Here is a 14894-nt window from a genome sequence, read left to right as displayed (position 1 = left end):
CCGCAATCTGAAACGATGCAGCATGTTCAAGCAAGCGCAGGTTGAAGTTTAGTTAATTACTTCTGATCATTCTTAATGCTTGCCGCTGCGGTTTGTACCAATTTAGGGACAGCCGAATCCGGGAAAGGGTGCACGCAGCTGACGTTGATTTCACACAATATATAGGTGTCTTCGCCCGCTGCTGTCTTTGGTCCATAGAGAAAGTCCGCATCCCAAATCATCGGAAGAGCTTCAGTTTCAATCCCGAGTAATTTCTGAAGCTGCGGTATCCATTCGGCTTCCATCTTTCTTTTTAATGACTGGAATTCAGGTTTGGATTCGGGATGATAAATTCTCGGTTGCGGCTGCAGAGGTTCGGAACCGGGCTCCGGTCGGAGTAATGCGGTTACGTACTGGTGTCCGAATCCGACAACCTCGTTTTGGGTCATATAGCACCGAACCATTCCTTTGGGGACGGGAGAGTAAAAGGGTTGGTCAATCATTTGCCCGGATCCTTCAAAATAGGCTTCGCATTGGTTCATGAATTCACTGAGCGGCATCTGGGTCTCTGTACTGTTGCGGAGTGCATGAAGTACACGGACGACGGGGTCTGATTCTCGTGCGGTACTTCCGCCCGCAAATTCAACTCTCCATACCCCATTCCCTCCGTTGCCGCGATTCTGCTTTAAAACGCGTGACGATCCATTTGCAAGGCGAACAGGCAATTGCTCCCGGAGCTCATGAATGTTTTTGTAGAGATGAATGTCGCCTCCCCATCCCATTTCCCTTGTCTGGTACAGTACTTCTTTGGTACCCAGCTTTAAAATGACATCGGGATGCGTGCTGACGAAAACTCCGCTTGAAGCTACATCTCTCAGCATGTCGTCAAGAATTGACCGATTCCTTCCGCCTTCAATGGGATTGACCCATACGAGGACGCCATCGACTTGACGCAGCTGATCCCGCACTTCATCGACAAATTCATCGTTGTAAACCGCAGGCTCAGCCGTGCTATTATAACGTTGAAATTCTTCAAAAATTGGACTGAACTTGTTGTTCTCGGCGGTGGCATGATCCCGAGCTTCACGGTTGCCATGCCAAAGAATCGCTATTCTAGCACTTCGATTCATGGTCCGACATCTTCTTTTATCAATTATGACAATTTCTCTAATAGTCCGGCCAAATCCGCACTAAGATCCTCTTTATCGCTGAAAACGTTTATGCTGTCGACAATATGTACAACGTTCCAAATACGCATAAAATCTTCGCTTACAGGATTCTCCGACACATAACCGGATAGAAGGATGCCGTGGTCGGCCGGTCCCCATCTCCGAAGATCGAACACCGGATGGCTGATATAGGCATCGCCGAAATCGATCGTTCCCATATATTGTCCAGAATCCGGATCTACGAAAGTATGAGTCGTTGCCGGATTGGCGTGCACGGCCACGAGTGCTTCATCATCCGGTAATTGGGCCAACGCTTTCTCGGCAATTTGGCGTGCGAGCTCAATTTCCTTCGCGGTGCCTCTTAATTCTAGTTTTCCAAACGATCGCTCTAAGGACAGTGCGCTGCCCGATTCGCCGAGCGGCGTATCATAACCATCCAGCAAGCTCATTATCGCGTCGTTTAGGCCCATCGCATCTTATATATAATGTAACTATAGTTACATTATATATAAGATGTTTTTACTGTCAATATTCACTTAACATTCCTTAACAAAATGCTTAGTTTACTTTTTGTAAAATCAAGCATAATTTACAATCAAAATGGTCTAATTTTCTCAAATAAAATAACATCTTCTATGAACTGCCTTTGCTGCCGGAACATGATTTAGATTAGGTAAGGTAGAGTCGATTACGAGTCAAAAGCACTTATCTGATTACTTTTTCTTAAGCATATAGGAATACAGAACCGCGAGAACGATCCAAACAAAAAAGAACACCATAGAAAACCAATAGAAGTTCATGATTTACCTTCCTCTCGTATGGATACAGGTTTCGCTAATTTCCCGTTGAACCGGATAAAAAGAAAAATGGCCCTAATGAAAAGATCGAAGGCTATGGAGAGCCAAACACCGGCAATTCCCATTTTTAAATAGATGCATAGTACGTAAACCCCTACGACCCGGATGAGCCACATCCCAATGGCTGTACTGTACATGGGGCTTTTGGTATCTCCTGCCCCTTGCAAAGCTCCAGCCAGAACCAATCCTATCGCTAGAAAGGGCTGAGCAAAAGCATCAATTCGGAGCGCGGTTGTGACCATATCAATGACAGGGGGCTCGTTTGTAAACCAGGTTGCAGCGAGCGGGGAAAAGATAAAAAAGAGAATCCCCACAAAGGACATAAATACGACTGCAATCCCTGTCGTAAAAAGCCCGAAGCGGTACGCATCTTCACGGCGACCCGCACCCAAGTATTGTCCTACAAGCGTTGTGGCCGCAACGGCAAGCCCGTATCCCGGCAGGTAGGAAAATATCTCAATATTTCCTGCTATGGTGTGAGCCGCGTACACTTCCGTACCGATACGCACAATGAGCCCAAAGTATAGAACCTGTCCAAAACGCATGATCAGCCGTTCCGCAGCGGCAGGAGCAGAAAGCTGCAGCAGCGGAAGCGTGTATTCGCCCGTCCCCTTCTTGAACGAAAATGACAATTTGGATTTTCGGATATATGCAAATAGTGCGATGGAGCCGATTACTCGAACCATAACGGTTGCCCAAGCTGCCCCTGCGACTCCCATCCCGGGTATGTCTGATGATCCGAAAATCAAAATATAATCGAGTCCTATATGCAGCAGGTTAATCCATAATCCTACTTTCATAGGTGTCTTGGTATCGCCTGCGGCGCGCAGGATGCTCCCAAAAATGGTCATAAGCGAAATAAATATTGAGGGTACGGCGACAATACGAAAATAGACGATCCCGCTGGCTAGCACTGCCGGTTCCGCCCCCATGAGCTGAAGCAGGGGCTTAGCAAAGAAAAACGTAACCAGACCGAATAGAATGCCCAGAATAGCTGATAGCAAGGTCGATTGCCTTGCAATTGCCTTGGCCTTCTCTAAATTTCCGGCACCCACGCTTTTTGCGATCAATGAGGAAGTACCGACACCCATCGCTAAAAATACCGCCAGATAAACAGCCAAGATCGCATTGGTTACACCGACAGCGGTAACTTCCAGCAAACCTAATTTAGAGACAAACAGGGTATCAACAAATCCGACGATCGTTTGAAGTAAATTTTCGATCATCGCCGGTATACCTAAAGCTAAAATGATTCTAATCTTTTCTTTATTGCTTGTATCCTTGATTTCAATGTTCTTTGACAAAGCAATTCCCCCTGAATCAGATTGATTTTATTTTTAAAATATATAAGCTAATGACATCCCCCCTAGGGGGTTATTTCAAGTGTAAAAAAGGGGATACCAGTGCCGGTATCCCCTTTTTATTGACTTTATTTAATATAGTGGTCTAACGCTTTGTTCAAATCAGCCAATATTTTTTCTTCATCTCCATGCTTTACTGCATCAACAACGCAACCCTCAAGGTGGTCTTTAAGAAGCAGCTTGGCTGCATTATCCAATGCTTTTCTTACCGCTGCGATTTGCAGCAATACTTCGGAACAGTCTCGGCCTTCGGAAGTCATTTCTTTAACCGCCCTCAAATGACCCTCAATACGAGATAAGCGATTTACGATGTCTTTACGGTGTTTATGGGGATGGTCATGAGTATGATCAGAGTGGTCACTCATCTTTTTATTACCTCCATGCTCTTATCCATTAAAAATAACATGCCCTTGTTAAGGAAACAAGGGCGGTTTTAATGACAATGATGATATCCACTCCAACGTGGGTAAGCCTATATCTACCATGATTGAATAAATGCATGGGATTTCACTGGGTTACTTAGTAACATGGTGTTTATGGCTATGATGCGAATGCTTATGGTCATCCGAAGAGTGCTGATGATGCTTATCATGTGAATGGTGGTGTTCATGTTTGTGGTCATGATGAGCATGGGCATGTGCCGATGGAAAAGCCTGTTGTCGCAATATCGGAACAATAGCTCCATTCTTCCGCACCGGCATTGCATATCTTGTAATACGAACATTGACTCAACTCGTCCGTTTGTTCGGACCTCATTCATAATGAATTGGAGTTTTTCCGAGCTTGTCGATAAAGCAATAAATTGACCATTCCCCCCTAGGGGGATATAATTTGATAAGCAGAAGGGTTTCATTAAAGGAGTAATCAAATGTCAGAATTTAAAACCTATCTTACTTTTGTAAAGCCTTATTGGAAGCTTGTCATACTCACTGTAGTGATTGGAATGATTAAGTTTGGCATTCCGCTCACCTTACCTCTCATCATGAAGTATGTTGTTGATGATTTATTGCTTAGCTCGCTTCCCGCCGCTGTAAAGATGCAGAAATTGATCTATATCATGTTGGGCGCGGCTGTTTTATTTGTAGTCGTAAGAGCACCTATAGAGTATCTCAGGCAGTATTATGCACAGTTAACAACCAGCCGAATCCTTTACGACCTTCGTAATCGATTGTATGAGCATATTCAAAAGCTTTCTTTAAGATATTATCAGAATCACAAAACCGGTGAAATTATTTCGCGGATGATCAATGATGCGGAACAAACAAAGAGCATTGTAGAAACCGGGATGATGAATGTATGGCTTGATTTGTTTACTCTTTCCATTGCCATAGGCTTCATGTTTCATATGGATTTTAAATTGACCCTGGTGTCCATAGCCGTCTTACCTTTCTATGCCTTATCCGTAAAAAAGCTATATCGAAAATTGAGGATTTTTACTAAATCAAGGTCTCAAGCCTTGGCGGAGATGCAGGGGTATCTATTTGAACGCGTAAACGGAATTCCTGTTATAAAAAGCTTCACCTTGGAGGAAGCGGAGAAAGAAAAATTTGGCGGGAAGAACAACGTTTTCCTTCAAAAAGCATTGGCTTTAACAAAATGGAATGCACTCACTAATGCCATCATCAATACATTAACGGATTTGGCACCTTTATTTGTATTATTTTACGGCGGCTACCAGGTGATTCAAGGGCATATTACGCTCGGTGCTTTTGTTGCCTTTTTTGCTTACTTGGACCGATTGTATAGTCCTCTTCGCCGATTAGTAAATTCCTCTACGGAGTTGACGCAAGCCAGCGCCTCCCTTGAGCGTGTGGTTGAGCTCATGAATGAACCCTATGATATTATGGATTCTCCAAAAGCTAAGAACGTTGAAAAGGTAAAAGGCAAAATCGTATTTGATCAAGTCCGTTTTCGCTATGAAAGCTCAACGGATTGGGTACTAAAGGATATCCGCCTAACTATCAATGAGGGAGAAACGGTAGCTTTTGTTGGAATGAGCGGAGGCGGCAAATCGTCTTTAATTAGTCTGATCCCGCGTTTTTACGATATACAGATGGGAACAATTTTATTGGATGATAAAGATATCAAGGATATTACAATAAGGAGCTTACGTAGTCAGATTGGGATGGTCCTTCAAGACAATATTTTATTTAGCGGGAGCGTCCGGGAAAACATTCTTTTTGGAAATCCTAAGGCTTCGATGGAAGAAATACTCAGCGCGGCGCGTGCAGCAAATGCCCATGATTTTATCATGAGTTTACCGAACGAGTATGAAACCGAAATTGGCGAGCGCGGTGTAAAGCTATCCGGAGGCCAAAAACAAAGGATTGCTATAGCCAGGGTATTTCTTAAAAACCCTCGAATTTTGATTCTTGATGAAGCAACATCTGCCCTTGATTTAGAATCGGAGCATTTAATACAGGAATCCCTTGAACAATTGGCAAAAGACAGAACAACTTTAATTGTTGCTCATCGACTGTCTACGATTACGCATGCAGATCAAATTGTTCTCATTGAACATGGAGAAATTACGGAAAAAGGAACTCATGAAGAATTGATGCTAAAGCATGGGGCCTATGCCCGCTTGTTTAATGTACAAAACCTCAAAGACGTCACACTTCAAATGTAAAAATGGGATGGATATAGTCCTATGCAGCATTAAAAAATCCCCTCCGGCTAACAGCGTTTAATTCATGATCCCATGAATTCTATTTTCACTGTTTACCGCTAGGGGATAATTCCAATATCACTTATTTCACAATATTCCTCATTCAACTGGAGGGGCCATTGTTTAAAACAACGTTAATATAACTAAAATCAAGGATAACACAATAAGGATCACGATGGTGGTCCACCCAATAATGTTGTTCCAAGCCTTATTTGTATATTTCCCCATAACATCTTTATTATTTACGAGAAGCATCATACAAATCAATACGATGGGTAATAAAAGACCGTTAATTCTTTGGGACCACAAGGTAATAGCTATGAGCGGTGCATTCGGTATCAAAATGATACCTGCAGAAATGATTAATATCACGGTATAGAGCCAGTAAAACTGGGGAGCTTCTCTCCACTTTTTTTCAATCCCCGCTTCAAAACCGAAAGCTTCACATACGTAAAACGCCGTAGCTACAGGCAATATTGTTGCCGAGAAAATGGAAGCGATGAAAAGCCCGAATGAAAATACTTGCGATGCCATAGCTCCTGCAAAAGGCTTTAATGCTAAAGCGGCATCTTTCGCATCCGTTATCTCCGTACCATGTCCATTTACAAAAAGGGTAGATCCGCATGCGACGATAATAAAGAAGGCTACAACGATCGTGGCTACGCATCCGACAGTGACGTCCAATAAGGTATATTTATAATTCTCAACCTTGAGTCCCTTTTCAATTACTGCGGATTGCATATAAAACTGCATCCAGGGGGCAATGGTTGTCCCGATGATACCGATGACCGTTGAAACGTAGTCAATGTTCAACTTGATTTCAGGATGAATCATAGCTGTTCCGATCTCAGACCAGTTCGGTTTTCCCATTAAAGCCGAGATAATATATGAGAGTAAAGCAACGCTGAAAATTAAAAATATTTTCTCTGCAAATCGATAAGTCCCTTTGACCACGAGCAACCAAACAGCCGCGGCCGCAAGAGGCACTGCAATATATTTACTGACTCCAAATACCTGCATACTGCCTGCAACCCCTGCAAATTCGGTCATGGTATTGCTGATATCAGCCACAAGCAAACCAAGAAAGATGAAGAAGGTCACTTTGACTCCTGCATTCTCCCGAATAAGGTCAGCAAGTCCTTTTCCCGTTACAATGCCCATACGAGCATTCATCTCTTGCACGATAAGAAGCACTATAAAGGCGGGAATTAAAGTCCACAGCAAATTATATCCATAAGAAGCCCCAGCTACAGAGTACGTTGTAATTCCGCCGGCATCATTATCCACGCTTCCAGTAATAATTCCAGGCCCTAAGAGGGCTAAAAAAAGTAGCGTTCTTTTCCAGAAGCTTTGCTTTTTTGTGACATTAGAGACCATTTGTTAAGCCCTCTTTCTTCTGGATTTGAGCAGGTTATAAACCACATCGTTAATAGGGACTATTCCCACTAGAAACATTTTGTCATCAACTACAGGTACAGCAAGCAAATTATACTTGGATATAATCTCATTAAGTGTATCGATCTGTTCATCGTCGGAAACATAAATCACGTTGCGATCTAAAATTTCTTGTAATTGTGTCTCGGGTTCCGCAATGATTAAGTCACGAAGAGATAGATGGGCGATGAGTTTTCCCTCATCATTTACAATATAAATATAATAAATGGACTCTGAATCCGGTTTTAATCTTCTTAGTTCTTGAATGGCCTCATTTACCGTAATATTTTCATTAAATGAAATCAGTTCTGTAGTCATAAGACTACCAACAGATTTATCAGGATATTCCATTAATTCCCTGACTTCCTCCGATATTTCTCTTTCCATCTGATCTAAGATTTCATTAGCATGATCTTCATCCATTTCATCGAGTATATCTGCAACCTCGTCCGTCGGTAATTTTTCAAGCATGTTAGCCGCTTTTTCAGTAGTGAGACTTTCTATCACGTTGACCTGGGCTTCCGTTTCCAATTCCTCCAGCACATCCGCCGCTTTCTCGGCGTCTAATGATGAAAAGACGGCGAGCTGAGTGGATCGATCCAAATCCTCAATAATATCGGCAAGATCCGAGGAATGAAGCGCAGATAGCTTGGTATACGACTTGGAGAGCTTAATTCCCCGGTGGGAAAAGTCAATTGTTTCCACATCATCCCAAAGCAATAAATTGCTTGGTATGTTAACTCCGAGCGGTTTCAATACATTTTTTAAAGGCTTAGCAATTCCAAGTCTTCGCAACAAACCTTCAAAACCCACATCTACCGCAACCGTATAAACTCCGTTGGAGAGAATCGCCAATCTAAGATCGTTAACCCGAACCACTTTCCTTCCGAACATGTCAACAATTTGCTTATCGAGCACATGCTTAACAAGGAACAAGGTATGTTCTGGTGAAATGTCCTTCTCTTTTAAATCCGTACATTCAATGTAATACTGTTTATTCACCTTCGAGATCGTGAAAGATGAGAAATCAACAATCCGAATCTTATTGCCGACTTTCACTTTAACCGCCACGACTTGCGGACGAACAGCCGTCAAATCCACGATTAAATCCAATAACTTTCCAACTACATGCTGCGGATCTGACCAAATTTTGTTACCAAGAATCCGACTCAAATAAAAGGTTTGTATGACAGCCATAATGGTAACCCTCCCGGTTTGAACATTTAATCTCCGGAAGGATGCATAAATCAGAACTGAATTGCATCACCATTCAATTCTCATATACGCATCCTTCCGGACTCACACAGTCTACATCGCTCTATACTAGGATCCGGATCCATAAACTCACCTCCATAGTATTCCCAGCATCAGGAACGGTTATGGTTATTGTTTCCTGATAAGGTGGTTTTCAAGCAAACTAAAAACCCCCTATGGGCATAGGGGGTTGGACTTCGAAGTACAAAAGTACACGGAAGTACATTCATCCCCCTAGTTTAGCTTTAGCACTATACAACGTAGAGCAACAGCTCAGCCATATTAGGTAAAGCCTTAATCCGGCAATCCCTGGTAACCCATTGGCGTCTTTCGACGTTTCCGGGCAATGGCCTATGTTTGTATAGGAGCCTCGCCTAACGAGGATTAAATTTCATTTTGAAAACATTGTTATCTTACGACTGTTTTTCCTGCCTGTCAATTATATTTTATTATTAATAATAACCACCTTTCGATGGCAATGAATAACAAAGCCCCGAATCAGGATTCGGGGCTTAAACTTATTCACTTAACTTTTATTTCAGCTGTAACAATCGTTCGATTACAATCGCAGCTTGGACTCGGGTTACAATATCCGCGGGGGAAAGATATGCTCTCCCTTTCGAATCCGCTTTGCCGCGGATAAGACCGGTATAGGCTACAACCACCCAGTCGCTCTTTGCATTATTATTCAGCGCTTCCTTATCGGCAAATGCATCCAACGATTTCAAAGCTTCGCTGTTCACCGTTGGCTGTTTATTTATTACTTTTAATGCTTTGGAGAGCAGCATCGTCATTTGCTCGCGAGTTAATTTTGCGTTTGCGTCCAGCTTATCGGCTTCCTGAAGATCCGACGGCTTCAAATTTAAAGCTTTCCTCAGCACTTGGGTAAACTCGCCGACTAACATCTCTTTTTCCGGCTGGAACTGCTTGCCCCCGTCAGCGGAGCCTAAAATACCTTTGTTTTGCAAATCCATTTCTGCCAGAACGGCTTCGAACGACTGGCCGTTTAAATCGGAATAAAGATTTGTCGGAGCATCCCCGGAAACCTGAATCCGTCCCTCAACTTTTGGTGCAATAGTACCTTTTTGTTGAATGTAGTCCCCAACAACCTTGGACAATACAGGACCCGCATTTTTGTCTAACAATATTTTAGAGCCCTTGAACACATCGTAGCCGTCGCCGCCCTCTGCGACAAAATCAACGACGGAAATGCTATAATGCGCTTTACGATCGAGAGCCTGACCATTCACCTTAACATCAAGCACACGAGCACCTGGAGTCAGTTTAGGGTTATACACAAACTGAATGCCGCTGACCTGCGGGAACCGGCCGGCACCGCTTTCGATTTGGCTTACCCCATTTTCAAGTGCTTGGTATAGCTGATCTCCTGTAATGTCCAGCTTTTCGACATAGTTGGTAAACGGCATAGCGTCCAGAATGTCCTTCTTGGTCAGCGGCCCTGCCGGGAAAATACGTTCCGCGCGAATGCCCCCGCCATTAATAAGAGCTACGTCCGCCTTCGTATAGTCCTTCATTGCGTCAGCTACCAGATTACCTATAGCCGTTTCCGCTTTACGTTGGGAAGATTTCATGACATCGAGCTCGGTTTGTGTAGAACCGATTTGCACTTCAAGCTCCTTGCTGAGCTTTGAGTTGTAGCCGTCCATGACTGCTTTGACGTTCGGGTCCGGCTGATAGCCTTCTTTAGCCACGTCTGTTTTCAATGCATATCGGTGGTAATTAAAATCGGCCACTTTGCCGTTTTGAAAGTTAAAATTCATTTCCCCAAGGTATGTAAACTCGTCCCCAATGAACCAAAGCAGCGTGTTGTGAATTTTTTCAGGACTATCAAATGCAAAAGCTGCATGGTCGCCAACGATCAGGTCGATTCCGTCCACTTTTTCCGCGACGATTCGAGCATCCGGGCTGGCCAGGTGTGAAGACACGATGATGAACTGAGCGCCTGCCGCCTTCATTTCAGGAACAATCTTTTTCATCGCTTCCACTGGATTCAGCACGATAGCATTCGGTCCCATGGAAGTAATTTGCGGCGCTTCCTCGTTGATGAGTCCCGTGATCCCTATCTTGACTCCATTCACTTCTTTAATGATAAACCGTTTTGCTCCGGATTCACCTGCAAAAACGTCTCCCGTACGCTTGTCTACTGCATTAGCGCTGACCCATGGAAACTCAGAGGCTTTCACCAGCTTGGACAATTGGTCCGGTCCCATGTCAAAATCGTGATTACCAAAAGTATCAACATCGAGCTTGCCTGCATTGAATGCGTCCACGATGGGTTGTCCCTGGAATGTGGAAGATATCACGGATGTTCCAAGATCATCGCCATTGCCGATGAATAGAGAATTGGGCTTCTCAGCCTTGATTTTGTTAGCGATACCAAAGTAATTGGCAATATTATTCGGCTCTTTCGGATTTCCGAAGTTTCCATGAAAATGCGTATCATGAATGATCGTAAAGGTAACTTGTGACAACGCGTGCGTGGATTTTTCAAAAGCCGGTCCTACAAATTCGGACTTCACTGAACTTGAATCTGCCGCACCGCCATCATGAGCAAAACCTGTGACCGGGACAGAAAGCAACAGGAACCCTGAAAGTACCGTAGCTAGTCCTTTCTTTCGAATCGACGAAGCATTTTTCATGACTTCACTTCTCCCCTATATTATAGATAAACTCCTTAACATTGTAAGATAGAATCGTTTTCCTTATATCAACAGATTGTTAAGCAAATGTAAAATAAGACCAAAAGATCAGGTCCCAAGAGACCTGACCTGAATAAAATTCAGCTTGCTATTGACTTGGTTTGCTCATTTGGTACAAACCGAACGAGACAATCGACGATAATACAATGGAACCGCCCCATATTTCGGGTGCCCACGCCATTCCCTTTGCCATCACTACCGCAAAGTATAAGCTCCATAAGACTAAGGGAACAATGATCGCGACAACAGCCGCGGAGCGGGCATATTTAATCATAATATCACCTATAACACCGGCGATGATGGCTAATAAGATGTTTTCAACATAAGTAAATCCCTCAAGCATACTCATGAGCGTTGTTTCGACAGCAAAAACGAATGTCATTGCCCCGAATGGGATTTTCCATCGTTTTAAGGATAGAAGGATGGGATACATCAACAATGCGGTGGTTAGAAGCGTTTGTTCGACTCCGCGTTTTTCTAACCCGTCTAGAACGGATTTCAGTTGATTTGAACGATAGACCGATAAATAATGATTAAGCGCGTTTGCGGATGACAAATCATTAATAAACGCCCAAGCATACCATAAGAAAAAAGAGAGCATACAAAACGTCAGAGTAATGGATAATAACGCCGTAAACGGCTGCATCTCCCCGGCTTCTCTCCAGAGCGCCCGAAATGGACTTGTAACAATCAAAAGAATCCCGACAAGCAAGGTCAAATGGCTGGGGCTTAATAATGCAGCCACATCGTGTTCAATTCCCAGAAACAGATGCCACATCATATCTGCAATTCCGCCGGCTAAAAAGACAAAGATTCCAAGAACGCCTAATCCGTATCCGCTTGGAATGGATTTCTTCCAGCTTTGTTCGGTCTGTTTTTTGGTACGGAAAACCAAGTAAAAAATCCAAAGTGCGGATGCCAAAAATCCGGAGTACAAAAGGGCATGCCACGGAGTCCAAAAGGAATCTACATCCCCATGGTTGTGATGAAAACCATCGACAAATACACCTAAAATCAACCAAGTGGCAAACAACATGGTTATGAGATGCTCGCGGTGTTTTATCGGACTCATCCTCCTTCATAAAATAAGTTTTCCTTCGAACATTATGCAGTAGTAATACTATTCGGAAGCCTATACGAATAGTATTACAGTGGCTAGTTCATATGGGCACGTATTCCATTTTTTTGTTCAATTCTGCAATATAAATGATAACTTTATTGAATATACGCCAAGAATCAACGGAATTATAATAAAAGCAGTTACTTTTTTTTGATGAGGGAAGGAAAGTGACAAGAAGATGTATTATTGCCTTGAATGCGCTCAAATTCATGACAGGGGTTATAATGAGAACGAGCTCGTTTTCAATTCAGGCTTTTTCACCTCTAAAGGAGTTATTTATCCTGCGGGATTATGTCGGGAGCAACAAGTTAAGCAGCTACAAAATGATGCTTTAGATGACCATCTCACCGCTTTGTAGCTGAAAAGGACATGATGCCGCCGCACTGCATACATGTCCTTTTATTTTTATCGTGACGGAATGGTTACCAATCTCATCCCTTTCGACTTGATACCTTTAATAATGTCAGGCAAGGCAGCAATCGTCGAGGGATGGTCGTGCATAACAATAATCCCCCCTGATTTAACTTGCGCTAATACTTGCTTAACCACAGCGGCGGAATCGGTTGTGGACCAATCCCGTGGGTCTTCATCCCAGAGAATCATGCTCATGCTGTGCTCTTCCGTCACAAGTTTTGTATCATTATTATATGCTCCATAAGGAGGGCGGAATAGTTTAACAGGCTTGGCGACCAATTTCTGCAGCTTATTTAAACCGAGGTCGAATTCTTTTTTTTGTTCATCGTACGTCATACTAGTCATTTTGGGGTGCGAATTGGAATGATAACCGATTTCATTACCGTCATAAACCGCCTCGGTTACGGCTTGAGGGTAAGCAGCGGCATTTTGCCCAAGAAAGAAAAAGGTTACCTTGGCATCATTCTCACGAAGAACCTTTAGAAGTTCCTTTGTATATCGTGTCGGTCCGTCATCGATCGTAATCGCTACCGTGCCTTTTGCAACGGTGTAAACCGGTTTTAAAGCGGAGATTTTGTGCGTTTTGGATGCTTCGACAACATTTGCTTCTTCCTTCGGTTTTCCGACTTCAGATCCCAACGGGTTATCAGGAATCTTATCTGTCGGTGTACTTGGTATATCTTTCTCTTGCGAAGGTTTAACCTCTAAATTTTGTACTTCCGTTGTAACGGGCTGTTCATTTGCTTGTACATTATTCATGTCAGCTTTCGCAGGTAAATTACTTGGAAGAGAAGATTGACATCCCGACACAAGGAGCATGGGGACTATAAGAGAAGCTGCACCTAATCTAACCAAAAACGAAGCTCCATACAACTTCATGTTCAAACCGCCTTTAATATGATGATGGTTCAATCTGATAATTGCCGCATAATTTATTTATATCAAATCAAAAGTAAAGTAGCCAACTCTTATTCGAATTGGCTACTTTACTTTTCACATAAGAAGGAAGCCCAGTCGCAAAACAACTGAGCTTCAAACCTATTACGGTACTTTTACGACAAAAGGTACGGTAATGACTTTCCCGTTTTGCTGGAATTGTCCCCATACTTTATAAATACCGCTGTGCGGGAAAGCCGTCATAAATTTAGCGTCTGGTCCTTTTGCTTTCTCATCTGTCGGGTGGACGTGAAGATAATTTTCGGCATCCTGGCTTAAAATCACAACATGACCGACTGCACCTAAGTATGGCTGCAAGTCCGTGACAGGCTTCTTCGTTTGAGCATCTTTGATATTAAAATTCATGTTCAGTTCCATATTTGCCATCAAGTGATCAAACGTAAGCGTAACTTCTTTTCCATCCACGACTTTAGTGTATGTCGCATCCGGTTCAATCGGTTTGGCTGCCGGTGCGCTACCTTGAACCGTAACCCACTGGCTTTTGTTCATCGCTCCCATACCGGTTGGAGTTATGTCAGCGATCAATTTAAAGTCGCCGGCTGTTGGGAACTGAGTTGTAACGGTAAAAACACCGTTCCCTTTATAATCAGGGTGAATGTGGTTAAAGAAAGACAAATCCTTGCTTACAACGATAAGATGCATTTGTTTTTCATGCACCGTATCAAATTTATCAATCAGCTTTCCATTTTTATCTTGAACCGTTATGGTGATTGTCGTATCTTGATTCGGCTGCGGCTTATCCGTCGAAAGCTTAAACTGGGCTTGAACATTAGCGGCTTGGGAGGAGTCCCCCCCTTTGGCCATCCCGGAATGATCCATGCCTGCCATATCGCCTTGCGTTGAGCCTGCAGCTCCGCTGTGCGAATGCTGATCCGTCGTTCCTGCTTTTCCGCAAGCTGTTAGGAGCGCCGCAGTAAGTAAAACGGAAATTACAACTTTTTTCATGATTTCCTCCTAATTC

Annotated in this window: 12 protein-coding genes and 1 riboswitch; of the genes, 2 read left to right on the top strand and 10 right to left on the bottom strand. The window is 43.3% G+C overall.

From position 1 onward, the window contains the following. Positions 1 to 56 precede the first annotated feature (56 nt). The 4 genes from O9H85_RS22070 to O9H85_RS22055 form a co-directional block, all read right to left on the bottom strand. Positions 57 to 1109 (bottom strand): Cj0069 family protein, encoded by a 1053-nt coding sequence (locus O9H85_RS22070; RefSeq protein WP_269883586.1) that lies wholly within the window; start codon positions 1107 to 1109, stop codon positions 57 to 59. 23 nt (positions 1110 to 1132) lie between these two features. Next, positions 1133 to 1597, bottom strand: a complete 465-nt coding sequence (locus O9H85_RS22065; protein WP_269883585.1) for a phosphotransferase — start codon at positions 1595 to 1597, stop codon at positions 1133 to 1135. Positions 1598 to 1944: 347 nt separating this feature from the next. Continuing rightward, positions 1945 to 3309 (bottom strand): MATE family efflux transporter, encoded by a 1365-nt coding sequence (locus O9H85_RS22060; RefSeq protein ID WP_333474241.1) that lies wholly within the window; start codon positions 3307 to 3309, stop codon positions 1945 to 1947. 125 nt (positions 3310 to 3434) lie between these two features. Further along, positions 3435 to 3731 (bottom strand): metal-sensing transcriptional repressor, encoded by a 297-nt coding sequence (locus tag O9H85_RS22055; RefSeq protein ID WP_269883584.1) that lies wholly within the window; start codon positions 3729 to 3731, stop codon positions 3435 to 3437. Between the two features lie 503 nt (positions 3732 to 4234). Here O9H85_RS22055 and O9H85_RS22050 point away from each other — a divergent pair. Next, complete coding sequence (locus tag O9H85_RS22050; RefSeq protein ID WP_269883583.1) at positions 4235 to 5995, top strand: ABC transporter ATP-binding protein; 1761 nt, start codon at positions 4235 to 4237, stop codon at positions 5993 to 5995. A 162-nt stretch (positions 5996 to 6157) separates the two neighbouring features. Here the strand turns inward: O9H85_RS22050 and O9H85_RS22045 are convergent, their stop codons facing one another. From O9H85_RS22045 to O9H85_RS22030, 4 genes are all read right to left on the bottom strand, one after another. After that, positions 6158 to 7411 carry an Nramp family divalent metal transporter gene (locus tag O9H85_RS22045; RefSeq protein ID WP_269883582.1) on the bottom strand — a complete coding sequence of 418 codons (1254 nt, stop codon included), beginning with the start codon at positions 7409 to 7411 and terminating at the stop codon, positions 6158 to 6160. A 3-nt stretch (positions 7412 to 7414) separates the two neighbouring features. Then, positions 7415 to 8665 (bottom strand): magnesium transporter, encoded by a 1251-nt coding sequence (locus O9H85_RS22040; RefSeq protein WP_269883581.1) that lies wholly within the window; start codon positions 8663 to 8665, stop codon positions 7415 to 7417. Between the two features lie 281 nt (positions 8666 to 8946). Next, positions 8947 to 9111: riboswitch (M-box (ykoK) riboswitch) on the bottom strand. Between the two features lie 144 nt (positions 9112 to 9255). Next, positions 9256 to 11382 carry a bifunctional metallophosphatase/5'-nucleotidase gene (locus O9H85_RS22035; RefSeq protein ID WP_269883580.1) on the bottom strand — a complete coding sequence of 709 codons (2127 nt, stop codon included), beginning with the start codon at positions 11380 to 11382 and terminating at the stop codon, positions 9256 to 9258. Between the two features lie 148 nt (positions 11383 to 11530). Beyond that, positions 11531 to 12514, bottom strand: coding sequence for a hypothetical protein (locus tag O9H85_RS22030; RefSeq protein ID WP_269883579.1), 984 nt, complete (start codon positions 12512 to 12514; stop codon positions 11531 to 11533). Positions 12515 to 12740: 226 nt separating this feature from the next. On the opposite strand from O9H85_RS22030, the gene O9H85_RS37855 reads away from it, so the two are divergent. Next, on the top strand, positions 12741 to 12920 hold the full coding sequence (locus O9H85_RS37855) for a DUF3973 domain-containing protein (protein ID WP_409348179.1): 180 nt from the start codon (positions 12741 to 12743) through the stop codon (positions 12918 to 12920). 47 nt (positions 12921 to 12967) lie between these two features. Here O9H85_RS37855 and O9H85_RS22025 read toward each other — a convergent pair whose 3' ends face one another. Continuing rightward, complete coding sequence (locus O9H85_RS22025) at positions 12968 to 13855, bottom strand: polysaccharide deacetylase family protein (protein WP_269883578.1); 888 nt, start codon at positions 13853 to 13855, stop codon at positions 12968 to 12970. 162 nt (positions 13856 to 14017) lie between these two features. Next, positions 14018 to 14878 (bottom strand): hypothetical protein, encoded by an 861-nt coding sequence (locus O9H85_RS22020; RefSeq protein WP_269883577.1) that lies wholly within the window; start codon positions 14876 to 14878, stop codon positions 14018 to 14020. Between the last annotated feature and the right edge of the window lie 16 nt (positions 14879 to 14894).

The sequence above is a fragment of the Paenibacillus gyeongsangnamensis genome, from assembly GCF_027533625.1.
Taxonomy (GTDB): domain Bacteria; phylum Bacillota; class Bacilli; order Paenibacillales; family NBRC-103111; genus Paenibacillus_G; species Paenibacillus_G gyeongsangnamensis.
This window is presented reverse-complemented; position numbering and strand designations above follow the sequence as displayed.

Excerpts from the sequence above, each read along its gene's own strand:
- O9H85_RS22020 (WP_269883577.1), bottom strand. The coding sequence starts at position 14,878 with ATGAAAAAAGTTGTAATTTCCGTTTTACTTACTGCGGCGCTCCTAACA.
- O9H85_RS37855 (WP_409348179.1), top strand. The coding sequence starts at position 12,741 with ATGTATTATTGCCTTGAATGCGCTCAAATTCATGACAGGGGTTATAAT.
- O9H85_RS22065 (WP_269883585.1), bottom strand. The coding sequence starts at position 1,597 with ATGAGCTTGCTGGATGGTTATGATACGCCGCTCGGCGAATCGGGCAGC.
- O9H85_RS22040 (WP_269883581.1), bottom strand. The coding sequence starts at position 8,665 with ATGGCTGTCATACAAACCTTTTATTTGAGTCGGATTCTTGGTAACAAA.
- O9H85_RS22050 (WP_269883583.1), top strand. The coding sequence starts at position 4,235 with ATGTCAGAATTTAAAACCTATCTTACTTTTGTAAAGCCTTATTGGAAG.
- O9H85_RS22070 (WP_269883586.1), bottom strand. The coding sequence starts at position 1,109 with ATGAATCGAAGTGCTAGAATAGCGATTCTTTGGCATGGCAACCGTGAA.
- O9H85_RS22035 (WP_269883580.1), bottom strand. The coding sequence starts at position 11,382 with ATGAAAAATGCTTCGTCGATTCGAAAGAAAGGACTAGCTACGGTACTT.
- O9H85_RS22030 (WP_269883579.1), bottom strand. The coding sequence starts at position 12,514 with ATGAGTCCGATAAAACACCGCGAGCATCTCATAACCATGTTGTTTGCC.
- O9H85_RS22055 (WP_269883584.1), bottom strand. The coding sequence starts at position 3,731 with ATGAGTGACCACTCTGATCATACTCATGACCATCCCCATAAACACCGT.
- O9H85_RS22045 (WP_269883582.1), bottom strand. The coding sequence starts at position 7,411 with ATGGTCTCTAATGTCACAAAAAAGCAAAGCTTCTGGAAAAGAACGCTA.
- O9H85_RS22025 (WP_269883578.1), bottom strand. The coding sequence starts at position 13,855 with ATGAAGTTGTATGGAGCTTCGTTTTTGGTTAGATTAGGTGCAGCTTCT.